Source organism: Streptomyces sp. CA-135486 (assembly GCF_050936555.1).
GTDB lineage: Bacteria > Actinomycetota > Actinomycetes > Streptomycetales > Streptomycetaceae > Streptomyces.
Map to the genome: position 1 here is coordinate 3,305,047 of NZ_JBNJMM010000002.1, position 25,090 is coordinate 3,330,136.

Annotated in this window: 14 protein-coding genes; 4 read left to right on the forward strand and 10 right to left on the reverse strand. The window is 69.9% G+C overall.

Going from position 1 to position 25,090, the window contains the following annotated elements; all coding sequences use genetic code 11:
• Nucleotides 1–136 precede the first annotated feature (136 nt).
• Complete coding sequence (locus tag ACQEVG_RS34725) at nucleotides 137–4,438, forward strand: HAMP domain-containing protein (RefSeq protein WP_432991338.1); 4,302 nt, start codon at nucleotides 137–139, stop codon at nucleotides 4,436–4,438.
• Between the two features lie 224 nt (nucleotides 4,439–4,662).
• Entirely contained in the window at nucleotides 4,663–7,116 is a 2,454-nt protein-coding gene (locus ACQEVG_RS34730; RefSeq protein ID WP_432991340.1) for a SpoIIE family protein phosphatase, read from the forward strand.
• A gap of 54 nt (nucleotides 7,117–7,170) precedes the next feature.
• Here ACQEVG_RS34730 and ACQEVG_RS34735 read toward each other — a convergent pair whose 3' ends face one another.
• Nucleotides 7,171–7,560, reverse strand: a complete 390-nt coding sequence (locus ACQEVG_RS34735) for an STAS domain-containing protein (protein ID WP_432991342.1) — start codon at nucleotides 7,558–7,560, stop codon at nucleotides 7,171–7,173.
• Nucleotides 7,561–7,868: 308 nt separating this feature from the next.
• Between ACQEVG_RS34735 and ACQEVG_RS34740 the strand changes: the two genes are divergently transcribed.
• A complete protein-coding gene (locus tag ACQEVG_RS34740) occupies nucleotides 7,869–9,059 on the forward strand; it encodes a PP2C family protein-serine/threonine phosphatase (RefSeq protein WP_432991344.1) in 1,191 nt (396 codons plus the stop codon).
• A gap of 94 nt (nucleotides 9,060–9,153) precedes the next feature.
• Here ACQEVG_RS34740 and exaC read toward each other — a convergent pair whose 3' ends face one another.
• The 6 genes from exaC to ACQEVG_RS34770 all read right to left on the reverse strand — a co-directional run bounded on the left by exaC (nucleotide 9,154) and on the right by ACQEVG_RS34770 (nucleotide 17,800).
• Nucleotides 9,154–10,677 (reverse strand): acetaldehyde dehydrogenase ExaC, encoded by a 1,524-nt coding sequence (gene exaC / locus ACQEVG_RS34745; protein ID WP_432991346.1) that lies wholly within the window; start codon nucleotides 10,675–10,677, stop codon nucleotides 9,154–9,156.
• 103 nt (nucleotides 10,678–10,780) lie between these two features.
• The gene (locus ACQEVG_RS34750; protein WP_432991348.1) at nucleotides 10,781–12,343 is read right to left on the reverse strand and encodes a GMC family oxidoreductase; all 1,563 of its coding nucleotides are present in this window, start codon (nucleotides 12,341–12,343) and stop codon (nucleotides 10,781–10,783) included.
• Between the two features lie 25 nt (nucleotides 12,344–12,368).
• Nucleotides 12,369–14,057, reverse strand: coding sequence for an APC family permease (locus tag ACQEVG_RS34755; RefSeq protein ID WP_432991350.1), 1,689 nt, complete (start codon nucleotides 14,055–14,057; stop codon nucleotides 12,369–12,371).
• Entirely contained in the window at nucleotides 14,054–15,523 is a 1,470-nt protein-coding gene (locus ACQEVG_RS34760; protein WP_432991352.1) for an aldehyde dehydrogenase family protein, read from the reverse strand. The genes ACQEVG_RS34755 and ACQEVG_RS34760 overlap by 4 nt, the downstream gene beginning before the upstream one ends.
• Nucleotides 15,524–15,685: 162 nt before the next feature.
• Nucleotides 15,686–16,939 (reverse strand): GAF domain-containing protein, encoded by a 1,254-nt coding sequence (locus tag ACQEVG_RS34765; protein WP_432991354.1) that lies wholly within the window; start codon nucleotides 16,937–16,939, stop codon nucleotides 15,686–15,688.
• 147 nt (nucleotides 16,940–17,086) lie between these two features.
• Nucleotides 17,087–17,800: a TetR/AcrR family transcriptional regulator gene (locus tag ACQEVG_RS34770; RefSeq protein ID WP_432991356.1), complete on the reverse strand. Its 714-nt coding sequence runs from the start codon at nucleotides 17,798–17,800 to the stop codon at nucleotides 17,087–17,089.
• A gap of 64 nt (nucleotides 17,801–17,864) precedes the next feature.
• Here ACQEVG_RS34770 and ACQEVG_RS34775 point away from each other — a divergent pair, with 64 nt between their 5' ends.
• Nucleotides 17,865–19,373, forward strand: a complete 1,509-nt coding sequence (locus ACQEVG_RS34775; protein WP_432993108.1) for a monooxygenase — start codon at nucleotides 17,865–17,867, stop codon at nucleotides 19,371–19,373.
• A gap of 46 nt (nucleotides 19,374–19,419) precedes the next feature.
• Here ACQEVG_RS34775 and ACQEVG_RS34780 read toward each other — a convergent pair whose 3' ends face one another.
• The 3 genes from ACQEVG_RS34780 to ACQEVG_RS34790 form a co-directional block, all read right to left on the reverse strand.
• Complete coding sequence (locus ACQEVG_RS34780) at nucleotides 19,420–20,796, reverse strand: esterase-like activity of phytase family protein (RefSeq protein ID WP_432991358.1); 1,377 nt, start codon at nucleotides 20,794–20,796, stop codon at nucleotides 19,420–19,422.
• 121 nt (nucleotides 20,797–20,917) lie between these two features.
• Entirely contained in the window at nucleotides 20,918–22,213 is a 1,296-nt protein-coding gene (locus ACQEVG_RS34785; protein WP_432991360.1) for an SWF or SNF family helicase, read from the reverse strand.
• Nucleotides 22,213–25,086, reverse strand: coding sequence for a DEAD/DEAH box helicase (locus tag ACQEVG_RS34790; RefSeq protein ID WP_432991362.1), 2,874 nt, complete (start codon nucleotides 25,084–25,086; stop codon nucleotides 22,213–22,215). Before ACQEVG_RS34790 ends, ACQEVG_RS34785 begins: the two co-directional genes overlap by 1 nt.
• Nucleotides 25,087–25,090: the final 4 nt, after the last annotated feature.

Genomic DNA, 25,090 nt, shown 5'->3' on the forward strand with positions numbered 1-25,090 from the left:
CTCTGCCTCGACCTTTGCCGTACGACAACTATCGAGCCGACGGGATGAGGCGTCGAGGGGGGGCGGCCCGTGTCCTGGGCCGCGGCGGTGCCCCGTCTTCCGACGGGGTGCCCGGCGAGCGTAACGAGGATTGGTCATGTCTGAGACGACGGTCGAGAACTCGCCTCCGGTGCCGCGGTCACGCGCGCGCGGCGCGGGCAAAGTGGGGGAGCCGGAGCTGAGGCAGCTGCTGGCCGGGCTCACAGCGGTGCGCGACGGTGACTTCGGCACACGTCTGCCGGGCGAGGCGGGCGGTCTGCTCGGTGAGATCGCCACCGTGTTCAACGGCATGGTCGACCAGCTGTCCCTGTTCACCTCCGAGGTGACCCGCGTCGCCCGCGAGGTCGGTACCGAGGGAACCCTGGGAGGGCAGGCCGAGGTTCCGGGCGTCTCCGGCACCTGGGCGGACCTGACGGACTCGGTCAACGCGATGGCGGGCAACCTCACCACGCAGGTCCGCGACATCGCCCACGTGGCGACCGCGGTTGCCAAGGGTGATCTGTCACAGAAGATCGATGTGGATGCCCGCGGTGAGATTCTGGAGCTGAAGAACACCATCAACACGATGGTCGACCAGCTGTCGTCGTTCGCCGACGAGGTGACCCGTATGGCCCGCGAGGTCGGTACGGAAGGCATCCTCGGCGGCCAGGCCGACGTCAAGGGTGTCTCCGGAACCTGGCGGGACCTGACCGACTCCGTGAACTTCATGGCCGGCAACCTGACCGCCCAGGTGCGCTCCATCGCCCAGGTCGCCACCGCCGTCGCGAAGGGTGATCTGTCGCAGAAGATCGATGTGGATGCCCGCGGTGAGATTCTGGAGCTGAAGGAGACCATCAACACGATGGTCGACCAGCTGTCGTCGTTCGCCGACGAGGTGACCCGCGTCGCCCGCGAGGTCGGTACGGAAGGGCGCCTCGGCGGCCAGGCCGACGTGAAGGGCATCTCCGGCACGTGGAAGGACCTCACCGAGTCCGTCAATGTCATGGGCGACAACCTGACGGCTCAGGTGCGCTCGATCGCCCAGGTCACGACGGCCGTCGCCCAAGGTGATCTGTCGCAGAAGATCCGGGTGGATGCCCGTGGTGAGATTCTGGAGCTGAAGGAGACCATCAACACGATGGTCGACCAGCTGTCCGCATTCGCCGACGAGGTCACGCGCGTCGCCCGCGAAGTGGGCACCGAGGGCAACCTCGGCGGACAGGCCACGGTGCGCGGCGCCTCCGGCACGTGGAAGGACCTCACCGACAACGTCAACGTGATGGCCTCCAATCTGACCGGCCAGGTTCGCTCCATCGCTCAGGTGGCCACTGCGGTGGCGCGCGGTGACCTGTCGCGGAAGATCACGGTCGAGGCCAAGGGCGAGGTCGCCGCCCTCGCCGAGGTGATCAACACGATGGTGGACACCCTGTCGGCGTTCGCCGACGAGGTGACCCGCGTGGCCCGTGAGGTCGGCACGGAGGGCCGGCTCGGCGGCCAGGCTCGCGTGCCGAACGTCGCCGGCACATGGAAGGACCTCACCGACAACGTCAACTCCATGGCGAACAACCTGACGGGGCAGGTACGTAACATCGCCCTGGTCACGACTGCCGTCGCCAACGGAGACCTGTCCAAGAAGATCGATGTCGACGCCCGGGGCGAGATCCTTGAACTGAAGACGACCATCAACACGATGGTCGATCAACTGTCCTCGTTCGCCGCCGAGGTGACCCGCGTCGCCCGCGAAGTGGGCAGCGAGGGCCGCCTCGGCGGCCAGGCAGAGGTCGAAGGCGTGTCCGGCACCTGGAAGCGGCTCACCGAGAACGTCAATGAGCTCGCCGGTAACCTCACCCGCCAGGTGCGGGCCATCGCCGAGGTCGCCAGCGCTGTCGCCGAGGGGGATCTGACGCGGTCGATCACCGTCGACGCCTCCGGCGAGGTCGCCGAACTCAAGGACAACATCAACGCAATGGTCGGCTCCCTGCGCGAGACGACCCGGGCCAACCAGGAACAGGACTGGCTGAAGTCCAGCCTCGCCCTGATCTCCGGACTGATGCAGGGCCATCGCGACCTGGCCGTGGTGGCGGAGCTCGTCATGGACGAACTCACGCCCCTCGTCTCCGCCCAGTACGGGGGCTTCTACCTCGCCGAGGAGAGCTCGGACGGTATCGACCTCCGGCTCGTCGGCTCCTACGGGCGCCCCACGGACAGCACCGGCCACGAACGCTTCAAGCTGGGTGAGTCCCTGGTCGGTCAGGCGGCGCGCAGCCGCCGGATCATCGCCGCCGACGGTGTGCCCGGGGACTACGTCGCCATCTCCTCCGGACTGGGCCGGATGACACCGGGCAGTCTGATCGTGCTGCCGATCGTCGTGGACGACCAGGTTCTCGGCGTCATCGAACTGGCCTCCTTCACCGCCTTCACACCCGTCCACCGGGACTTCCTCGAACAACTCATGGAAACGGTGGGTGTGAACGTCGCCACCATCGTTGCCAATGCCCGCACCGACGAGTTGCTGGGCGAATCCCAGCGGCTCGCCGGTGAACTCCAGTCGCGCTCCGAGGAGCTGCAGATCCAGCAGGAGGAACTGCAGCGCTCCAATGCGGAACTGGAGGAGAAGGCCGCCCTGCTCGCGTCCCAGAACAGCGACATCGAGACCAAGAACCTGGAGATCGAGCAGGCGCGTCAGGAGCTGGAGGACCGGGCGCAGCAGCTCTCCCTCGCGTCCAAGTACAAGTCCGAGTTTCTCGCCAACATGAGCCACGAGCTGCGGACCCCGCTCAACAGCCTGCTGATTCTCGCCCAGTTGCTGGCCCAGAACCCGACGCGCAATCTGACCGCCAAGCAGGTCGAGTACGCGGGCATCATCCACTCGGCCGGTTCCGACCTGCTTCAGCTGATCAACGACATCCTTGATCTGTCGAAGATCGAGGCCGGCAAGATGGACATCAACCCCGAGCGCGTCGTACTCCGGCAGCTTCTCGACTATGTCGAGGCCACCTTCCGGCCCATGACCACCCAGAAGAGCCTTGACTTCACCATCACGACGGCACCCGGAGTGCCTGGGGACCTGCTCACCGACGACTCCCGGCTGCGGCAGGTCCTGAGGAACCTGATCTCCAATGCCGTCAAGTTCACCGAACGGGGGAGCGTGGAGCTCCGTATCGAGTCGGCCGCCGGCGATGAACTGCCGGCGACGGTGCACGGCGGCGGTGCCGTCGTGGCGTTCCGCGTCAAGGACACCGGCATTGGAATCGCCGAGCAGCAGCTTGAAGCGATCTTCGGCGCCTTTCAGCAGGCGGACGGTACGACCAGCCGCAAGTACGGCGGCACGGGACTCGGTCTGTCCATCAGCCGTGAGATCGCGCACCTGCTCGGCGGCGCCCTCACCGCCAGGAGCACACCCGGCCGGGGCAGCACGTTCACGCTGTACCTGCCCATCGCGCGCGCCGACTTCCGGGAGCAGCCGGCGGACGACCCGGCCGCCTCGGCCGGGGACGGCGGGATCGTCGTCGCCTCCGACGGGCAGCGCGCCGGCTCGGCCACGGCTGCGTCGTCGCGAAAGCCTCGCCGGCTGCTTGTGATCGAGGAGCGCGTGCGTGGGCTGTTGTCCCTCGTCGCCGAGAGCGCGGTCGCGGAACTCGCCGGCGGACGCGACTCCACCGACCGCGAGGACATCGAGGTCATCGCGGCGGTAGGACCGCAGGAAGCCGCGAGTGCCCTTGCCGCGCAGCCGTTCCACTGTGTGGTGCTCGAACTCGACATGGCCAACAATGAGGCGCTGCGCTTCCTCGACGCGATGGACGGCGATGCCGCTCTGCGGACTGTTCCCGTACTCGCGCACAACAACCGCCGCCTCGACGCGGCACACGAGCGAACCCTGCAACTGCGCGCACAGGAGCGGCCGATGGAGCTGCTTTCCAGCCTGGACGAACTGCGCGAACGGATCGCGCTGCACCTGTCGGCCGAGCAGCCGGGCGATGTCGTCCCCCTGGTGCGGGCCGAGGAACCCCGCACGCAGGCTCCGCACACCGTGGACGACGGTCTGCACGGCCGGACCGTCCTCGTCGTCGACGACGACGCCCGTAACCTCTATGCCCTCAGCGGCATCCTGGAGCTCCACGGCATCCAGGTCCTGCACGCCGAGAACGGCCGTGAGGGAATCGAGGCACTCGCCGAACACACGGACATCGATCTCATCCTGATGGACGTGATGATGCCCGAGATGGACGGCTACGCGGCGACCGCGGAGATCCGGCGGATGCCCGCACACACGGAGCTGCCCATCATCGCCGTCACCGCGAAGGCCATGCCCGGAGACCGGGAGAAGAGCCTCGCCTCCGGCGCCAGCGACTATGTCACCAAGCCGGTGGACGCCGACGACCTCATCGCCTGCGTCCGCCGCTGGCTGAACGACCGGTAGACGACGCTGTCTTCGCCAGGTCCCCATGCATGTGTCCATCCCACGGCAAGCAACCACCCCACCGAGGAGTCGGCGCCTTGAGTACTCCAGAGCACCACGGAGATTCCAACGGCGACGACCCGCCGGTGTCACCCGGCTCCGGGCACGACCCCTTGGCGGAATCGGTGTCCCGCACCGCCGACGCCGCTCCGCGGCCGGCTGCCGAGCTGACGCCAGGTGACCTCATGAGCGAGAGACGGCCGCACCTGCGGTCTTCTCACCCTTCGGCGGGCGGGGGAGAGGCGTCGACCGGCTCCGTTCCAGCGTCGAGGACCGGACCGGAAGAGACCCGCTCCGGTCGGACCTCGACAGTCGGTCGCCTGGCGGCCACTGTCGAACGACTCCGCGCAGAGGTGCGTGAGGCGCACGCTGCCGCCGACGGCCGGGCCCTGGTCGAACTCGCCAAGGGCGTCATGATCGAGCGGCTCCAATGCGGCCCGGCACAGGCGGCACGGCAGTTGGCCGAACTTGCCGATCAAGCCGGCCTGTCACAGCTGGAGCTGGCCGCGGACATCATCAACCAGGCCGCCTGCGACCAGGTGGCCGAAGTCGCGGGCGACTTCCTCAGGCGGGCGAGCGGCGATCCGCGGCACGAGGAAGAGGCCGGCTCGTCCGTCGCCGTGCGACTGCGCACCGCGGAGTGCGCCGCGCTCGCCGCCGCCGACACCCAGGCGGTCGCCGAGTCCCTGCTCGAACACGCGCTGGCTCCGCTGGGGGCCACGGCTGTGGCCGTGTGGGCCATCGGTTCGGACGCCTCGCTCACCCTGTACGGCCACGCAGGTTTCAGCGCCGACGAGGCCGGACGCTGGCGGTACGTGCCACCCGGTGTGGCGACCGTGGCCCGACAGGCACTCAGCGAGCGCCGCACCTTGCCGATCACCTCTCTCGCCGAGGCCGGCATTCCCTCCATCGGGCACAGCCAGGCCCCGGACGGTGGCCGGGTCGCGCTGCCCGCGGGCACGGGCGGCCGGATACACGGCGTTCTCGAGATCTGCTGGCCAGGGCCGCTCACACCGCAGTCGCCCGCCATAACCCGACAGCTCGAAGCCCTGGCCGAGCTGTGCGCCCACACCCTCGAGGATCTTCCCGGCTCCGGAGTGTTCCTCCCGGCAGCGCGGGAGCTGGTCGACGTCTCCGAACTGGTGGACCTGTCCGACGGGCTGTACGACCCCGCGCTGGTCCTCACACCACACCTCGATCCCGAGGGCCACCTCACCGACTTCCGTATTCGTCACGCCAACAGCAGCTTTGTCGACCCGGCCGGACGGCCCAGGAGCGCCGTCAACGGGGCGCTGCTGCTGGAGGCCTACCCCATGGCCGCCGGTCACAGCGATCTGTTCGAGAAGGTGGAACACGTCTACGCCACCGGTGAGCCCTTCCGCGCCCGGCGGATGACGCTCACCGCGCTGGTCGACCAGGTGCCGCTCGCCTCCGTCGCCGACCTCAGCATCAGCAGACAGGGCGACAGCGTCCTGCTCATCTGGCGCATCGAGGACGAGACCGTGCGGCTCGCCAGCCTGCTCCAGCACGCGCAACGCCTCGGCCGCATCGGCGGCTTCGAGGAAAACCTCGTCACCGGGGAGATCACCTGGAACGGCGAGCTCTTCGCCCTGTACGGGCGTACGGGCTCGGACAGCCCGGTGTCCCTTCAGGACCTCGCCGACCATGCCCACCCGGACGACGCCGTTGCCATCGGCCGCTTTGTCCAGTCGGTGCTCCACCATCGCCGTGCCACCTCGACGGCCTTCCGCCTTGAGCGCCCTGATGGAGTCACGCGCCATATCCGGGTGATCGCCGAGCCCGTCCTCGACGCCGACGACCGGCTCCTCGCGGTGCGCGGGGCCTACCAGGACATCTCATCCCAGCACTGGACCGAGGTGGCGCTCGCCGCCACCCGCGACCAACTCGCGTACACGGAACAGGAATCGGCCGAGCGCAACCGTCTCGCGCTGCAACTCCAGCACGCCATCATGCCGCCCACCCCGGACATCGTCGAAGCCCCCGGGCTGCAGGTCGCCGTACGCTACCGGCCGGCGGAGTCGGAGTCCCTGGTGGGCGGCGACTGGTACGACGCGGTCGTCCTGCCGTCCAAGCGCATCCTGCTGTGCGTGGGGGACGTAGCAGGCCACGGCATAGACGCGGCGACCGGCATGGTGGTCCTGCGCAACGCCATGCGCGGTCTCGCCGTCACCGGAGCGGGCCCCGGCCAGCTGCTCTCCTGGCTGAACATGGTGGCCCATCACCTCACCGAACAGGTCACCGCCACGGCCGTCTGCGGCCTGTACGACCCCGAGACCCGCATCCTGCGCTGGGCCAGGGCGGGACACCTGCCGCCGGTGCTGGTACGTGGCAACGACGCCGATACCCTGCCCGTGCTCGGCGGAATGCTCCTCGGTGCTCTCGCCGGGGCCCAGTACCACGAGGACGAGGTCCAGCTCGAGCCGGACGACACGCTGCTGATGTACACCGACGGCCTCGTCGAGCGCAGGGACACCGCCGTGCACGAATCCCTGGCCCAACTGATCGCCACCGCCCAGGCCCCCGCAACCACCCTGGAACGCCGGCTCGACCGACTGCTCACCCACAGCAAGTCCGATACGGACGACGACACCTGCCTCATCGGCATTCAGGTGTCGTGACCACTCCTGAGTGCGTTCAGCGGTTGGTCCGGCAGGGCTCTGCCGCTCGGAGGGTCATGTCGTCTCCTCGGCCTGAGGCGCGGAAGTCGCCGCTGTTGCGAGCGCCTTGTCGACGTTGGTGTGAATGGGCGTGGCAACGCTGAGGCCGGTGATCTCGAAGAGGCGGCGAACGGCAGGAGTGGGCGCGGCGAGGTGGAGGTCGCCCCCCGTGTTGCGCGCTTCGCGACCGGCCTTTATCAGCACGTTCAGACCCGATGAGTCCATGAACTCCAGATCCGAAAGGTCCAGAACGAGGTGGCGGCGTCCATGGACGAACTGGTTGGCCATGTGGTGGTGAAGTGATGTGGCGGTATCGATGTCCAGCTCGCCGCCAATGGTCAGGACGGCAGTTTCGGTGTCGTGGACGACGACCTCGATGTTGAGGTTGGTCTCCGTGCGGGACATTCTGCGGCCTCGTCTCCGTGGGTTCATCGACTGGTGCGCCTGTGCTGCGATCACAGCGATCGACTACTGCTGTGCCGCCACGCCTTTGTTGCTGCACGGCAAATGTTAGCCTGCGGTGCCCGCTGCTGATCCTGAGGTTCGTCCTGAGTGGCCGAGCTCTCCGCGGTCCGGGGTGGCGCGGCGTAGCCTGGGGTGCGGGGTACCACGGGCCTTGGTGAGCGTGCGTAGGCCGACTGCGGCGTGCACCGGCGGTCCACACCGCAGTCCCGCCGGGTCTCGGTTCCGGCCTACACGAGAAGCAGGATGACGTGGACAAATTCGCTGCTGTGGAGAAGGCGCTGCGCACGGCCGCGCCCCACACCCTGCTCAGCATCGTGACGGTCGCGCTCACCGAGCAGTACGCCGCGGAAAAGGTGGAGCTGAGGCTCGCCGACTACGGCATGCGCAGCCTCCAGGCCGTGGAATCCGTGCCCTTTGTCACCGAGCCGGTCCCCATCCACAACAGCCCGCAAGGCCGCGCCTTCGGGGCCCAGGAACCGGTGGTCACGAGCGATCCCGCCGACCGGTCGGTGGAGGTGCACCTCCCGGTCACGATTCGCGGCGACCGGATGGGCGTGCTGTCCGTGAGGCTGCCGGAGAACGGCTACACGCAGGCAGCCCTGCCGGAGATGCAGCACATCTGCGAGGCCCTGGGTCACGAGATCCTGGTCGCCGAACGCGACACCGACCTCTATGTTCTCGCCCGGCGTGCCGCCCGGCTCACCCTCGCCGCGGAGATGCAGTGGCAGCTGCTGCCGGGCCGGTCCTGCTCCCGCCCCGAGTTCTCCCTGGGCGCGCACCTGGAACCGGCCTACGCGATCTTCGGCGACAACTACGACTGGTCCGTCTCCGCCGAAAACCTGACGCTCTCCGTCACCAACGGCATGGGGCAGGGCATCGAAGCCGCCCTGCTCACCAACCTCTCCGTGAACGCCCTGCGCAACGCGAGACGCGCCGGTCTCGACCTCGCAGGCCAGGCCACCCTCGCCGACCAGGCGATCTACGCCCAGTACCAGGGCCGCGCCCACGTCTCCGTACTGCTGCTGCGTTTCGACCTCAACACCGGCGACGTGGAAGCGGTCGACGCCGGCTCACCCCGCGTGTGGCGGCTGCGCGACCGAACCGTCGACCGGATCTCCTTCGAGCAGCAGCTGCCCCTGGGCATGTTCGAGGACACCGTCTACACACCTCAGCATTTCACCGTGCGTCCCGGCGACCGGCTGCTCTTCGGCAGTGACGGGGTGTACGACGCCTCTTCCCCGGCCGGAGAGCGCTACGGCGAGCGGGCGTTGGCCCGCTCGTTGACCGGCACGAGACTTCTCCCACCGCCGCAGGTTCCCAGTGCCGTGCTGCATGAGCTCGCCGGACACCACGGGGAGAGTCCGCTCGACGACGACGCACTGGTCGTCTGCCTCGACTGGAACGGACGACCTGCCGGGAAGGCATCGACTGACGGGTAACGCCCCGCGCGGGGCGTCTCGCCCACGCACGGCCGGAACGGCAGAAGGCGCCTGACGGGGCAAAATCCCAGTTCAGGCGCCTTCGCTTGGGTCCCTAGAAGAAGCCCAGCTTCTTGGGGGAGTAGCTCACCAACAGGTTCTTCGTCTGCTGGTAGTGCTCCAGCATCATCTTGTGGTTCTCCCGGCCGATCCCGGACTGCTTGTAGCCGCCGAACGCCGCGTGCGCAGGATAGGCGTGGTAGCAGTTCGTCCAGACCCGGCCCGCCTGGATGGCGCGCCCCGCCCGGTAGGCCGTGTTGATGTCCCGCGTCCACACGCCCGCGCCGAGCCCGTACAGCGTGTCGTTCGCCGTCCTGATCGCGTTGTCGAAGTCCGAGAAGGATGTGACGGCCACGACCGGGCCGAAGATCTCCTCCTGGAATACCCGCATCCTGTTGTCACCCTCGAAGACCGTGGGCTGGACGTAGTAGCCACCCGCCAGCTCGCCGTCGTACTCGATTCGCTGACCGCCCGTCAGGATCTTGGCGCCCTCCTGCTGGCCGATGTCCAGATACGAAAGGATTTTCTGGAGCTGGTCGTTGGAGGCCTGGGCGCCGATCATCGTGTCGGTGTCGAGGGGGTGGCCCGGGAGGATCTTCTCGGTGCGGGCGATGCCCGCCTCCAGGAACTCGCTGTAGTGCCCCCGCTGGATCAGTGCTCGCGACGGACAGGTGCATACTTCGCCCTGGTTGAGGGCGAACATGGTGAAGCCTTCGAGGGCCTTGTCGCGCAGTTCGTCGTCCGCCGCCCAGACGTCGTCGAAGAAGATGTTCGGCGACTTGCCGCCCAGCTCCAGGGTGACGGGCCTGATGTTCTCTGAGGCGTACTGCATGATCAGCCGCCCCGTGGTGGTCTCACCCGTGAACGCGATCTTCGCGACGCGCGGGCTGGAGGCGAGGGGCTTGCCCGCCTCGACGCCGAAGCCGTTGACGATGTTGACGACTCCCGGCGGCAGCAGATCGGCGATCAGGCTCAGCCAGAAGTGGATCGAGGCCGGGGTCTGCTCGGCGGGCTTGAGTACCACCGCGTTGCCCGCGGCCAGCGCGGGTGCCAGCTTCCATGTGGCCATCAGGATCGGGAAGTTCCACGGAATGATCTGGCCGACCACGCCCAGCGGCTCATGGAAGTGGTACGCGATCGTGTCGTCGTCGACCTCGCTCAGTGAACCCTCCTGGGCGCGGAGGGCGCCGGCGAAGTAGCGGAAGTGGTCGATGGCGAGCGGGATGTCGGCGGCCAGCGTCTCGCGGATGGGTTTGCCGTTCTCCCAGCTCTCCGCGACGGCCAGCTTCTCGAGGTTCGCCTCCATGCGGTCGGCGATCTTCAGGAGGATGCTCGCGCGCTCCGCCGGTGCGGTACGGCCCCAGCCGGGCGCGGCCGCGTGCGCCGCGTCCAGGGCGAGTTCGACGTCCTCGGCGGTGCCGCGGGCGATCTCGGTGAAGGGGCGGCCGTTGACCGGGCTCGGGTTCTCGAAGTACTGGCCGCGGGCGGGCGGCACATACTCGCCGCCGATCCAGTGGGCGTAGCGGGACTCGTACGAGACGATCGCGCCGTCGCTGCCCGGCGCTGCGTATCGGGTCATCTCCATGGCCTCCCGGAGAGGGTGCCGCCGTCCGTCTTTGGACGGCGCTCGCCGCGACGCTAGGAGCCCGGACGTTGCAAGGAGGTTGCGGTGAGCCCGGCGCTCAGGTCCCCTTGATCATGTCGGCGCACTTCTCGCCGATCATCATCGTGGTGATGCACGGATTGACCCTGGGCATGAGCGGCATGATCGAGGCGTCGGCAACCCGCAGCCCGCTGACTCCCTTGACCCTCAGCTGCGGATCGAGCGGCGAGTCCGCGTCGTCCACCGCCCCCATCCGCACGGTGCCCGCCGGGTGGTAGACGGTGTTGTGCGTCTCGCGGATGTAGGAGAACAACTCGTCGTCGGACTCCAGCGACGGGCCGGGAGCCAGTTCCTTGCCTGCCCAGTCGGCCATCGGTGCCTGCCCGACGATCTCGCGGGCGAGCCGCAGGCCGTAGGTCATCACCCTGATGTCGTGCTCGTGCGTGAAGTAGCGCGGGTCGACCTTCGGCTTGTCCCGGAAGTCGCGGCTGCGCAGGCGCACCGTGCCCATGGACCGGGCGCAGGTGACGTTCGGCGTGAGACAGAAGGCGTTGTCGGAGGTGGGGAATCCGCGCCGGTAGGTGTTCATGTCGAACGGCACCGAGCCGTAGTGGAACATCAGGTCGGGCCGGTCCAGGCCCGGTTGTGTATCGGCGAAGATGCCGATCTCCCACCACTGGGTGGACGAGGTGACCATGGGCTGCTTCGCCTCCCACATGATCACGCCCTCCGGGTGGTCCTGGAAATGGGAGCCGACGCCGGGGGAGTCGACGCGCACCTCGACCCCGCTCTCCCGCAGATGCGCGGCAGGTCCGATGCCCGAGAGCATCAGCAGCTTGGGCGAGTCGATGGCGCCGCAGGAGACGATCACTTCGCGGCGCGCGGCCACCGACCCGCTGTGGATGGTGTCCGGCTCCAGGTACTCGACGCCCGTGCAGCGTCCCCCGTCGCCGAACAGCAGCCGCTTGGCCTGAAGCCCGGTGCGTACCTCCAGGTTCCTCCGCCTGCCGAGAATCGGGTGCAGATAGGACACGGAGGCGGACGAACGGGTGCCGTCCTCACGGGCGTTGATCTGGAACCGGTTCGCGCCGCGCACCACCGTGCTGCCGGCGTTGAACGGCGTGGTGGGGATGCCCGCCGCCGCGCAGGCCGCGAGCAGTGCGACTCCGCACGGGTCGTGCGGCGGCACGGTGCGGATGGTGACCGGACCCGAACGGCCGTGGTGCTCGCCCGGCGCGTCATTGCTCTCCAGACGCTTGTAGAGCGGGAAACAGTCCTTGGCGCTCCAGCCCGTACAGCCCAGCGTGCCCCATTCGTCGAGGTCCTCGGCGGGCGCCCAGAAGGCGATGCAGGAGTTGTGCGACGAGCAGCCGCCCAGCACCTTGGCGCGGGCGTGCCGCATAAAGCTGTTGCCGTTCTCCTGCGGCTCCACCGGGTAGTCCCAGTCGTAACCCGACTCCAGGAGGGCCATCCACCTCTCGAGCCGGAGGACGTTGTCGTCGCCGACGTCGGACGGCCCTGCCTCCAGCACGCAGACACTGACGTCCGGGTCCTCGGTCAGCCGGGCCGCGATGACGGCACCGGCCGTGCCGCCGCCGACCACCACATAGTCGAACTCGTCGACGGGGCTCTGTGCGGACATCGTTTCTCCAGGATCGAAAGGGGAGTCAGGAGGCGGCCGGCGGCGGCTCCTCCGCGACGACGGCACGGTGTTCGGCGAGCACTCCCGTACGGTGCCGCTGCACGAACCAGTAGTAGGCGAAGCCGCCGAGAGCGACGACGCCGATGAACAGGAATGCGCCCCAGCGCAGATACCAGTGCTGCGGGCCGGTGGCGTTGTAGACCTCGGCGCGCGGCCAGGCGAGGTTGATGGACATGGCCGCGCCCCACAGCACGGCCAGGATGTTGACGGGCAGTCCGAACCTGCCGAGCGAGAACTTGCCCTCGGCGGGCTGCCATCTGCCGCGCAGCCGCTGGATCAGCATGGGGACGGTGACCAGCAGATAGGCCACATAGATCATGATGATCGCGATGCTGGTGATCACCGAGAAGATCTGCGGCTGGTTGATGTTGATGACCAGGATGACGACGCCCACCAGACCGATCACCACGGCGGGCACCACCGGCGTCTTGAATCGCGGGCTGACGCGTGCCAGCAGCGAGCCGGCGGGCAGGTTGTTGTCCCGCGCCATCGCGAACATCAGCCGGATGCCCGCAGCCTGCACGGCCAGTACGCAGACGGTGATGGCGATGACCACGCACCACAGCACGATCTCGCCGATGGTCGAGCCGAGTGTCTCCAGCACGACGTACTGCAGACCTTCCGTGGAGAGCTCCTTCGCCTTCAGGTTCGGCACGGCCATCAGGGCGAAGAGCAGGATCAGGCCGCCGATGACGAACGATGCGACGAGGGCCCGCAGGATCGCGCGCGGCGCGTTGCGGCTCGGATCGTGTGACTCCTCGCCGAGCGAGGACGCCGTGTCGAAGCCGTACATGACATAGGCGGAGGCCAGCGAGGCGGTGAGGAACGCGCCGAAGTAGCCGAGACTCTCGCCGCTGCCGAGGCCGTACGTCTCGGTCAGGACGCTGCTGGGGCCGCGGGTGATATGGGCAGCGAGGAGGACGACGAGGGTGACGGCGGCGATCAGTTCGATGAACACACCCGCGGAGTTGACGGTGGCCATGAGCTTGACGCCGAAGGCGTTCACCAGGGTGGAGAACAGGATGAGGACCGTGCCCAGCAGAACGGCATTGGCAGCCGCGTCGGTCTTGCCGGTGCCGTCGCCCACGAACTGGAACCAGTCGTCGATCTGCGGCAGCGTGATCTGATAGGCGAGGGCCACGGCGGAGAGCGTCACCATGGTCGCCGTCATCATCATCCAGCCGCCGAGCCAGCCGACGTGCGGACCGCCCATGGTCTTGGCCCAGTTGTAGACGGACCCGGCGACCGGGTAGCGGGCGGCGAGCTCGCAGAAGCACAGGGCCACCATCAGCTGGCCGACGAAGACCATCGGCCAGGACCACCAGTACGCGGGTCCGCCGAAGGCGACGCCGAAGTAGAAGAGCTGGAAGGTGCCGGTCAGGATGGAGATGTAGCTGATCCCGGCGGCGAAGGTGTGGAAATTGCCGAGGGTGCGCTTGAGTTCGGGCTTGTAGCCGAGGGCGCCGAGCGCGTCGTCGTCATGCTTGCCCTGTGCCAGGAGCCCGTCGGCGCGGCTGCCCTGCACCGTGAGCCGTTCGGGGGGCCCTCCCTGATCCCGGTGTCTGCCGTCGTCGGCGGGCCCCGAGCTGTCCCGGTCCCTGCCGCTGCCGGCGGGATCTGTGCCGTCCCGGCCGCTGCCGGTGTCGCCGCTCATACGAACCACCTCTGCGGGCGTGGGGCGAGGTTGCGCCACATGTGTTTGGCCTCCTGGTACTCCGCCAGTCCCGTGGGGCCGAGTTCGCGGCCGAAGCCGGACTGCTTCATGCCGCCCCACTCCGCCTGCGGTACGTACGGATGGAAGTCGTTGATCCATACGGTTCCGGCGCGCAGCCGGGACGCCACCCGGTGCGACTGATCGACATCCTGCGACCAGACGGCCCCGGCCAGCCCGTAGACGGTGTCATTGGCGAGCGCGACCGCTTCCTCCTCGTCGCGGAACGTCTCGACGGTGAGGGCCGGGCCGAACGACTCGTCCCGTACCACGGACATGCCAGGGGCGCAGTCGTCCAGCACCGTCGGCAGGTAGTAGAAGCCGTCCCGCAGCGCCGGGTCGTCGGGCCGCGCGCCGCCGCAGCGCAGCACCGCGCCCTCGGCGATTCCTGCGGCCACATAGGCCTCGACCTTGTCGCGGTGGGCGGCGGAGATCAGCGGCCCGGCGCGGGCGTTCGGGTCGAAGGGTCCGCCGAGCCGGATCTGCTTCGCCTGCGCCACCACCGCGTCGACGAACCTGTCGTGCAGCTCGTCCTGGACCAGTAGCCGTGCTCCGGCCGAGCAGACCTGGCCGGAGTGCAGGAACACTGCCAGCAGCGCATAGTCGACCGCGGTGTCGAAGTCGGCGTCCGCGAAGACGATGTTGGGATTCTTGCCGCCCAGCTCCAGGGCGACCTTCTTCACGGTGGGTGCCGCGGCCGCCATGATGCGGCGTCCGGTGACGAGCCCGCCGGTGAACGAGACCAGGTCGACCCGCGGGTCCGCGCTCAGCGGCGCGCCCGCGACGGGACCCGCGCCGAGGATCAGATTGGCGACCCCGTCCGGCAGCCCCGCCTCGGCCAGCAGGCGCATCAGGATGATGGCCGTGTGCGGGGTCAGTTCGCTGGGCTTGAGAACGAAGGTATTGCCCGCGCCGAGGGCCGGCGCGACCTTCCAGGCGGTCTGCAGCAGCGGATAGTTCCAGGGGGTGATCAGCGCGCACACGCCGACCGGCTCGTGGACGATCCGGCTGTCCGCTTGGGGGTTGCCCGTGTCGACGATCCGGTCGTGGCCGCCGGCGGCTGTCAGATTGCCGAAGTAGCGGAAGCAGTTCGCGATGTCGTCCATGTCGTACTCGCTCTCCACCAGCCGCTTCCCGGTGTCCAGGGATTCGGCGCGGGCGAGTGCGTCCTTGTCGCGCTCCAGCAGCTCGGCGACGCGCAGCAGCAGCCGGCCGCGCTCGGCGGCCGGGGTGCCGGGCCATGGTCCGCTGTCGAAGGCGTCACGGGCCGCGGCGATCGCCGCGGCGGCGTCCTTCGGCCCGGCCTCGTCCACGGTCGCGACGAGAGTGCCGTCCGCGGGGCAGCGGATCTCGCGCACCTGCCCGTCGAGCGCCGCGGTCCACTGACCGCCTATGAACAGCTCCGGCATGAGGGCTCCTCCGGGTTCGGATGGCCGGGCAGCGGACGCGGGGCCGGCCGGGTCATGCCCTGTGGTGCTCCACCCATTGACAGTAAGGAGATCGGGCCGTGTCCGCAGCGTGGGCGGGTCAGCCGATGGGGAATGTAAACGGCGCAGGTGTTCGAATGACTGTCACGTTCCCTGCCAGCCATCCAGTTCGCGTACGCGCGCGAGCGCGGACGGACGCTGCTGTATAGGGAGCGCGGCGGCGAGCGCCCGCCACACCGGAAGATCGTCCTCGCCCCACGGGCTGTACGCCCAGTCGGCCAGCAGTCCCGGATCACCGCGTGCGATCAGCGCCGCCCGCAGCTGATCCTCCAGACGGTGGCGCAGCCTCGCCACCGCGGGCGCCTGCGAAGCGGGCAGCAGCGGACCGGCGTAGGCGCTCAGCGCCCCGGTCACCGCCCCCGAGACCAGCCGCCGGGTCACCGTGTCGAAGTCCGCGTCGACCGGCACCGCGAGCCGGTAAGGGCGCGAGCGCAGGAGCTCCGGTCCCAGCAGCCCGCGCAGCCGCGAAAGCTCGGCCCGCAGGGTGACCGGGGTGACCGACTCGTCCTCGTACAGCTCGACCAGCAGCTCGTCGCCGCCGACGCCCTCGGGGCGGTGGGCCAGCAGCACCAGGATCTCGCTGTGGCGGCGGCTCAGGCGCACCTTGCGCCCGCCGGCAACCAGCAGCGCCTCGTCCCTGCCCAGCGCCGACAGCCGCACACTGTCCGCGACGGGCGGCGGGGCGAGAAGCGCCAGCTGCGACTCGGCCGCCCGCGCCACCGCCCCCACGAACGCGAGGCTGTGCGGATGCGCCAGCCGGTCCCCGCCGGTGATGTCCACCGCGCCGAGCAGCCGCCCGGTGGCCGGGTCGTGGACCGGGGCGGCGGCGCACGTCCAGGCCTGCACGGGCCGCCGGAAGTGCTCGGCGGCGAACACCTGCACCGGCCGGTCCACGGTGATCGCCGTGCCCGGGGCGTTCGTCCCGACGACCGTCTCGGCCCAGCGGGCGCCCGGCACGAAGTTCATCCCGTCCGCCTTGCTGCGCGTGGCAGCGGGCCCTTCGACCCACAGCAGCCGCCCGTGCGCGTCGCAGACCGCAACCAGATGCTCGCCGTCCCGGGCATAAGCCCCCATCAGCTCCCTGACCAGCGGCATCACCCGCGCCAGCGGATGATTCTCGCGGTACGCCGCCAGCGCCTCGGCGTCCAGCTCGACACCCGCTGTGCCCTCCGGGCTGACGTGCGCACGGGCCGAGCGCCGCCAGGATTCGGCGACCACGGAACGTACCGGCCGCTCGACCCGTCCCGCCGTCAGATACGCGTCGTACGCCCTGCGCAGCTCGGCGATCCGCTCCGTGGGATCCGCGCCGGACTCAAGAGCCACCCATGCGTCGCTCAACTCGGCCTCCTGCGCCCATCGTGGCCCAGGCCGCTAAGGCCGACAAGCGTGCTCGCGTCAGGCGAAGTTCACGAGGCGGATGTCTCCGGCGGGGGAGTCAGGGGGTGGCGGCGGAGAGAACCGGTTCCGCACGGATGCCGCGGGCCCCTATGTGGTGGGCCTCGCCCGAAGGCGCGTTGATTCTTCCCGCAACCCCCCAATGAGCAGGCGAAGCCCGTACTCGAAGTGGGCTGCGAAGTCGGTGCTGGTGAGCACGTGAGCGGCCGCGGTCAGATGAGGGAAGTGGCCCTGTGCCAGTGCCTTGCGCAAGGACTCGACGTCTGCCGCCGCATCGTTCGCCCCATGAGGCAGCGCGGCTTGTTCTTCGAGGGTGTGGCCGATCGTGAAGTGGACGATCGCGTAGGCCGCCCGAGCCGCATCGTCGGCGGTGAAGCCTGCCTCGCGCAGAGTGCCGACCAGGGTGTCGGCGAAGCCCAGGGTGTTCTCGCCCGTCGAGTGGGTTCCGGCATGAACGCGCGCGCCGTCGCGGTGGCCGAGCAGCGCCGTGCGCATCCGGCGGGCCAGGCCGGCCAGCCGCTCGGTCCAGTCTTCCTGTGTCGGCGGCGGGTCCGCACAGGCGGCGAGCATCCGCTCGGCCATTGCTGTCAGCAGGTTCTGCTTGGTCGCGAAATAGCGGTAGAGCGCGCCGGCCTGGACGCCCATGGCGTCGGCCAGCCGCCGCATGGTGAGTGCGTCGAGCCCGGCCTCGTCCAGCAGTTCCAGGGCGGTCTCGACGGTGCGTGCCTGGTCCAGTCGCGCCGGGCGGCCTCGCGGCGCCCGGGCGGCGGCTTCGGTGCGGCGGGGGGTTGACGGGGAGCTCATGGATCTCACTATAGTGAACAACGTTCACGTGAACACTGTTCACTAAATGCGGGAGGAAGCACCGATGGACATCGATGTGATCGTCGTGGGAGCCGGCCCGACCGGGCTGCTGCTCGCCGGTGAACTGGCGCTGGCCGGCATACGCGTACGGGTCGTCGAGCGGCGTACCGAGCCCCAGCGGGACTCCAGGGCACTGACCCTGCACCCGCGCAGTGTCGAACTGATGGACCTGCGGGGGCTGGCCGACCGCTTCCTCGCCCTGGGCCCGCACATGCCCGGCTGGCACTTCGCCGGCCTGAACACAAGGCTGGACTTCACCGCCCTGGAATCCCGGCACGGATACACCCTCTTCCTGGCCCAGGCGCGCACCGAGGCGCTGCTGGATGAGCGCGCACGGGAGCTCGGCGTGGAGATCCTTCGCGGTCACCGGGTGGTCGGGCTGCGTCAGGACACCGAGGGCGTCGAGGCCGAGGTGCACGGCCCCAGCGGCGTCGAGACCATACGTTCCAAGTACGCGGTCGGGTGCGACGGCGGGCGGAGCTTCGTCAGGCGGGCAGCCGGCATCGACTTCCCGGGGACTGACGAGTCACTGACCGGGATGCTCGGCGACTTTGCGGTTGCTGACCCCGGCAACCTCGACCGGGCCCGGGAGCGTGGCGTGATCATCGCCCCGCTGGAGGGTGGGCTGACCCGGTTCGTCCTCCTGGATCCGGAGCGGATCCGCACGCCCGCCGCCGAGCCGGTGACGTTGGAAGAGTTCCGTGCCTCGCTGATACGGATCTGCGGCACCGACTGCGGTGTCGCAGCGCCCCGGTGGCTCTCCAGGTTCGGCAATGCCACCCGGCTCGCCGCGAGTTACCGCTCCGATCGCATTCTGCTGGCCGGCGACGCCGCCCATATCCACTTCCCCGCGGCCGGACAGGGGCTCAACACCGGACTCCAGGATGCGATGAACCTGGGCTGGAAACTGGCCGCCGAGATTCAGGGATGGGCGCCGCCCGGCCTGCTCGACAGCTACCACGAGGAGCGCCACCCGATCGGGCAGGCGGTCACCGCGAACACCGAAGTGCAGACGCTGCTTGCAGAGTTGACCCTCGTGCCCCAGTACCAGCGTCCCGCGACGGCCCTGCGCGCGCTGCTGGACGAGCTGTTGGGCATCAAGGAGGTCAACCGCCGCCTGGCCGGGCAGGTGTCCGCTCTCGACACCACCTACCCGCCCGCGGTCGCCGGCGCCGATCCCCTGGTGGGTCGGCGCATGCCCGACATCACGCTGAGCGCGGACGGTTGCGAGGCGGCAAGGGTCTACGAACTCCTTCACGCGGGTCGCTTCGTCCTGCTCCACCTCGAGGCTGCGGACACCTGCGTCAAACAGACCGCCGGCCCGGGGTGGGGTGCCCGAGTCGCCGTTGTTTCCGTCACCGAGCACGACGACCACCCGGACCTTGACGGCGTGGCCGAAGTCCTCGTACGCCCCGACGGCCATGTCGCCTGGGCCACCCGCACCACCGATGCGCACACCCGGCACACAGAGCGAGTCCGTGCGCTGACCGCCTGGGCCGGCGCACCCGAATGAAGGCCGCCCGTGATGAGGCGGGCCACCCTCCGCCCCCGCCGCTCGGTCAGCCGCGCAGCGGCCGCGGCAGGCGCACGTACGTCACCGTCGTCTCGATGCCGCTGTCCACCAGGCGGCCCCCTGCGTCGAAGGCATCGGGGCCGTCCGTCATGCCGAAGTCGTTGTCGTTGATGAGTGCGAGGGTGTCCCGGCCCACCAGCGCGACACCTTCGATCTTGCCGGGAACGCCCGCGACCTTGCCGAAGTCGGCCACCAGACTCTTGCGGAGCACCGGCACGCCCGCCGCCGAGGGGTCATCGAGCTGCTCGTACGAGGGGGAGGTCGCCGGGTCGTCCCATGCGCCGCCCAGGATGCCCGCGCCGTGCGGCAACGTGACGCGGTGCAGCCGGAAGGTCCTGTCCGTGCGCTCCTGGACCAGCATGCTGTCGCGCCCGATGGCCACGAGCGAGGAGATCTTGAGTTCCGAGGTGTCGTCCTCGCCCGGGTCGACGACGTCCACCGCGTCGAAGCGATAGGCGTACTCCGCCGTCGCGGCGCGCTTCTTCGGCGAGAAGCGCAGCAGCCGCGCGTTGCGGGACTTCTCGCCCGCGGCCGTGTCCGGCACGGACAGCGGGCTCTGCACCGCGAGCACCAGGTCGCCACCGGGGAGCTGGGCCAGCCCCTCGAAGCCCCGGTTGGTCTTGCGCTGGAGCACAATGCCCGGCAGCGACTCCACCACCGGATAGTCGGCGCCCTGGAGCTTCAAGCCCCTGGGCACATGGCGCGCGAGCACGTTGCCCTGGGCGGAGACATGCACGAGGGACGGGCCGTACTCGTCGGCGAGCCAGAAGGTGCCGTCCGCGGCACGCACGATGCCCTCGGTGTCGAGGCCGTTCGGGTGGTACGAGAGCGGGGTCTTCGCGTCGTACGTGTACGGAGCCTCGTCCCGCGCGGCCTGGTTGGAGAGACCGGTGACGGCCTTGCCGGACCGTGTGGTGATCGCGATCGCCTTGACCACATGTACGTGGTCGCCGACGACGCGGACCTTGACGATCGCCGGATCGAAGCCGGGGACGGGGAAGGTACGGCGCTTTGTGCCGTCCACCTTGATCTGGCCGTTGGGACCGCGGTCGGTCACCGTCCAGAACTCGCCCTTGCGGCCCGCGGGGTAGATGTCGCTGCCGATGCCGCCGAGGTCGACCCCCCGGTCGTCGGCGACCGAACCGGGCAGCAGCGCATTGCTGAACCGGCCCAGCGGCACGTCCCCGAGCACCGCGCTGCCCACGACGCGCGGAGCCCGCTTCTGTCCGCCGTCCTCGCCGCCCTCGTGACCCGGCACGCCCGTGGCGGTCCCGGCCACGGCGATCGCCGCGAGCAGGGCGATCGGCAGCCCCACGGCGAAGGAACGGCGTACGGTGCGCTGCTTGTGCGCATGCGGGGACATGGGGCCTCCTGGCCGACGGATCATGTGACAGAGGCCAGGCTGAGCGCTCCTCCCGAACGCCGTGGGACATCGGGATGAACACCGCCCGACGCACTGCCATCACGCACGCGGGCCGGGCTGTTCAGCCTGTCTCGGCCAGGGCATCCGCCAGTGCCGCCGCCGGATCGTGGTCGGCGGGACCGGCCGGCGCCCAGCGGCCCCGCTCCTTGCGACAGGGCCACCAGCGGCCGTCCTGCCCGAGGCGCAGCTGTGCATCGGCGCCCACAACCGTCCAGCGGCCGGAGCCGAGTGGACGCAGCTGCGGACGTTCGGTCTCCTCCCATGCCTCGGCGAGGGCCGTCCTCGCCCGGGCGAGAAGCTCCGGCTCGGGCGTCCACTCCTCCTCCAGTGCCGCGAGCGCGGTGGCACCGCCGAAGTGCCAGGCGCGTACGGCCAGGTCCAGTTCGGCGAGCCCGCGGCCCGTGCCCGTCGCCAGACGTCCGGCGATCGCCGGTCCCGGCGCCGCGGCCGAAAGCCGCACCGCGTCCGCGGCCGGAGTCAACTCCACCTCGGAGGAATGCTGTTGATGTGCCGAAGAGAGCGCTTCGGTGAGCATGCGGTGCGCCCGCGCCGCCGCATCCGCGGCAAGGAACTCCAGCGCCGCCGCGTCGACCCCGGGCGCCGGAGGGGTCTCGGTGTCCAGAGCGGGCGGCAGCCCCGGTTCGTCCGGCAGTGGCGGAAGAGCGGGCAGCGGCGGCCGGATGTCCCCTGCCGCGAACGCCTCGTCGGCCCGCACGCCCTCGGGTGTTTGAGCCGGTTCGGGCTCCGGTGCCGCCGCGGTCGCCCGCGCCATGCTCCGTATCTGCAGCTCATCGAGGAGACGGCGCTCCGAGCGCCCTCGCATCAGCAGCAGCACGAACGGATCCTGGTCGAGCAGTCGCGCCACCTGGTAGCAGAGTGCCGCCGTGTGCGGGCAGTGGTCCCATGCCCCGCAGGTGCACTCAGGCTCCACGTCGCCGATCCCCGGCAGGAGTTCGACCCCGGCCGCCGCCGCGTCCTCCACCAGGTGCGGCGGCATCTCCCGGTCCAGCAGGGCCGCGATGTGCCCCGCCCGGTCGACTGCCATGTCGAGGAAGCCGTCCCACTCGGCATCGCTCAGCTCCTGGAGCAGCACATCGCTGCGCTGCGGGGTGCCGTCCCGGTCCCGTACGACAGCGGTGATCCGCCCGGGGCGCACCGTAACCGCCCCGACCGCGCCCTCGCGCGCCTGCCGTCGGCCCCGCTTCAGCTGCTTGCCGTCGAGCGCCGTGTCCTCGAGAGCCTTGAGCCAGGACTGGCCCCACCAGGTCTGGGCGAAGCTGCGGCCGTGCGCGGGCGCCAGGGCGGCGAAGGTCCGCTCGTTGTCGTCCCGGCCGTGAACCTCGTCTGTGCCGCTCATCATCCGCTCCCTCGCAGCTCCACCAGATCCGCCAGCTCTGCGTCGGTCAGTTCGGTCAGTTCGGTCAGTTCGGTCAGCGCGGCTTCGCCGGAGCCGAGGACCGCGTCCGCCAGCTCCCGTTTGCGCGCCAGCATGGCCGCGATCCGGTCCTCGATGGTTCCCTCGGCGATCAGCCGGTGGACCTGGACGGGGCGGTGCTGGCCGATGCGGTACGCACGGTCGGTGGCCTGCGCTTCGACGGCCGGGTTCCACCAGCGGTCGTAATGCACGACATGCTCGGCGCGGGTCAGATTCAGTCCGGTGCCCGCGGCCTTCAACGAGAGCAGGAAGACAGGCACTTCACCGTCCTGGAAGCGCTGCACCATCGCCTCTCGCCCGGCGATCGGCGTGCCGCCGTGCAGGAACTGAGTCTCCACCCCGCGCGCCGCCAGATGCTGTTCGAGCAGCCGCGCCATCTGTACGTACTGGGTGAAGATCAGCACGCTCGCGTCCTGGAGCAGAATCGTGTCGAGCAGCTCGTCGAGCAGCTCCAGCTTCCCGGAGCGGCCCGGGATCCGCGGCCGCTGCTCCTTCAAATACTGCGCCGGGTGGTTGCAGATCTGCTTGAGGGCGGTCAGCAGCTTGACGACCAGACCGCGCCGCTCCATGCCGTCCGCCTCGGAGATCGCGGCGAGGGTCTCCCGCACCACTGCCTCGTACAGCCCGGTCTGTTCCCTGGTCAGCGAAACGGCCCGGTCGGTCTCGGTCTTGGGCGGCAGCTCGGGCGCTATGCCCGGGTCCGACTTGCGCCGGCGCAGCAGGAACGGCCGTACCAGCGCGGAGAGTCGCCGGGCTGCCGCGGGATCGTTGCCGCCTTCCACCGCTCGCGCATAGCGGGTACGGAAGGTGCCGAGCCTGCCGAGCAGTCCGGGCGTGGTCCAGTCGAGGATCGCCCACAGCTCGGAGAGGTTGTTCTCGACGGGGGTGCCGGTGAGCGCGACGCGCGCCTTCGCGCCGATGGTGCGCAGCTGCCTGGCGGTGGTGGAGTACGGGTTCTTGACGTGCTGCGCCTCGTCGGCGACGACCAGGCCCCACGCCACCAGGCCCAGTTTCTCGGCGTCGAGTCGCATCGTGCCGTATGTCGTGAGCACGAACTCCCCGTCGGCGAGGGAGGCGAGGCTGCGCGATGCGCCGTGGAAGCGGCGTACAGGTGTGCCGGGCGCAAACCTCTCGATTTCGCGCTGCCAGTTGCCCATCAGGGACGCCGGAGCTACGACGAGGGTGGGGCCCGCGGCCGACTCGTCCGTCTGGCGGTGCAGATGCAGCGAGATGAGCGTGATGGTCTTACCCAGGCCCATGTCGTCGGCGAGACAGCCGCCGAGGCCGAGCGAGGTGATCCGGTTCAGCCAGTTGAGACCACGCAGCTGGTAGTCGCGCAGGGTCGCGGCGAGGGCCGCCGGCGGGCCGATCTCCGGCCGGCCGCCCTCGGGATCGGCGAGTTGGTCACGCAGCCGCGCCAGCCAGCCGGAGGCTTCGACGTCGACGCGGCGTCCGTCGACCTCGGTGGAGCCGGTGAGTACCGCGCCGAGCGCGTCGACCGGGGTCAGTTTGCGGTCCTGGCTCTCGCGGGCGCGCCGGGCCTCCGCCGGGTCGATGAGCACCCACTGGTCGCGCAGTCGCACAACGGGCCGACTGGCCTCGGCGAGGCGGTCCAGCTCCTCGCGGGTCAGCCGCTGATCGCCCAGCGAGAACCACCAGTTGAAGGCGAGCAGGGCGTTGGCGGACAGGAAGGACGGCAGCCCCGAGTCGTCCTTGTGCGGGCCGTCGAACTCCTGTGGAGGGCCGATCACGGCGCGCGCGGTGAGCTTGCGTGCCATCTCCTTCGGCCAGTGCACCTGCACGCCCGTCGCCGCAAGCGCCCCGGCGGCCTCGCCAAGGAGCTCGGTCACCTCCTCGTCTGCGAGTTCGACCGCGTCCGGCACTGGGGCATGGAGCAGTGGATTCAGCGGCGTCCAGGCGCGGGCGGCGCGGCGCAGCGCGAGCAGGGCGTCCATCCGCGCGCGCGGCCCGAAGGCCGCACCGGATCCCCCCGCCCACAGATCGGCGGCATCGGCGACCACGGTTGGATCGCTGACGCTGTGCAGCTGCAGGACGGCGCGGAAGGCCGGACGCTCGCCCTCGGCCTGTTCGAGCCGGGGCACCTCGATGCGCAGGGAGAGCCGTACGCCCGCGTCATGGCCCGCGGCGACGTCCGCCGCCCAGGCGCGCTGTTCGGGCAGCCGCTGCGGCTCGAGGCCGGCAAAGGCGGGGCCGCCCGCGGCGATCGGTGCGGCCGGTGTGCGGGGCAGACCGTCGGCGACAGCGTCGAGGAACGCCCGCAGCAGCCGCTCCGGGTCGGGCAGCAGGAGCGGCTGGGCCCTCGCGTCGAGCGGCACGCAGTGCGCGGTGGGCGGCATCGAGGCCGCGAGCGTACGTACCCGTTCCAGATCCTCCGGGGTCAGCGGCCCGACCCGCCAGGCGTCGTGATCGGTGGCGGTCAGCCCCGGCAACAGCAGTCCGCGCGCGGCGAGTTGAAGGGCGAGGAGCGCCGCCGCGCCCCAGAAGGCGGCCGCGGGCGAGACGTCCGCACCGGCCCGCGCCCTGGTGAGCACCGGCAGTGCGTCCCGTACGGGCAGCAGCAGAGCCTGTACGGCGTGCGTGCCGGCGTCGTCGCCGACCACGGTCAGCCGCTCGACGGAGCCGGGCGTGGTGGAGAGTTCGCCGCCGTCAGTACGCCAGAAGGCGATACGTCCCGTACGCGGCGGATCTCCGGGCATGAAGACGGCGGAGCAGCGGGCGAGTTCGGTGAGGGCTTCGGTGGTCGGGGAGGGCGTTGCCGCGGGGGGTCTCTGCACAGCG

What these genes read in the sequence shown, in the direction of transcription:
- ACQEVG_RS34725 (WP_432991338.1), top strand. Translation starts at nt 137, where the DNA reads ATGTCTGAGACGACGGTCGAGAACTCGCCTCCGGTGCCGCGGTCACGC.
- ACQEVG_RS34730 (WP_432991340.1), top strand. Translation starts at nt 4,663, where the DNA reads ATGAGCGAGAGACGGCCGCACCTGCGGTCTTCTCACCCTTCGGCGGGC.
- ACQEVG_RS34735 (WP_432991342.1), bottom strand. Translation starts at nt 7,560, where the DNA reads ATGTCCCGCACGGAGACCAACCTCAACATCGAGGTCGTCGTCCACGAC.
- exaC (WP_432991346.1), bottom strand. Translation starts at nt 10,677, where the DNA reads ATGACCCGATACGCAGCGCCGGGCAGCGACGGCGCGATCGTCTCGTAC.
- ACQEVG_RS34750 (WP_432991348.1), bottom strand. Translation starts at nt 12,343, where the DNA reads ATGTCCGCACAGAGCCCCGTCGACGAGTTCGACTATGTGGTGGTCGGC.
- ACQEVG_RS34755 (WP_432991350.1), bottom strand. Translation starts at nt 14,057, where the DNA reads ATGAGCGGCGACACCGGCAGCGGCCGGGACGGCACAGATCCCGCCGGC.
- ACQEVG_RS34760 (WP_432991352.1), bottom strand. Translation starts at nt 15,523, where the DNA reads ATGCCGGAGCTGTTCATAGGCGGTCAGTGGACCGCGGCGCTCGACGGG.
- ACQEVG_RS34770 (WP_432991356.1), bottom strand. Translation starts at nt 17,800, where the DNA reads ATGAGCTCCCCGTCAACCCCCCGCCGCACCGAAGCCGCCGCCCGGGCG.
- ACQEVG_RS34775 (WP_432993108.1), top strand. Translation starts at nt 17,865, where the DNA reads ATGGACATCGATGTGATCGTCGTGGGAGCCGGCCCGACCGGGCTGCTG.
- ACQEVG_RS34780 (WP_432991358.1), bottom strand. Translation starts at nt 20,796, where the DNA reads ATGTCCCCGCATGCGCACAAGCAGCGCACCGTACGCCGTTCCTTCGCC.
- ACQEVG_RS34785 (WP_432991360.1), bottom strand. Translation starts at nt 22,213, where the DNA reads ATGAGCGGCACAGACGAGGTTCACGGCCGGGACGACAACGAGCGGACC.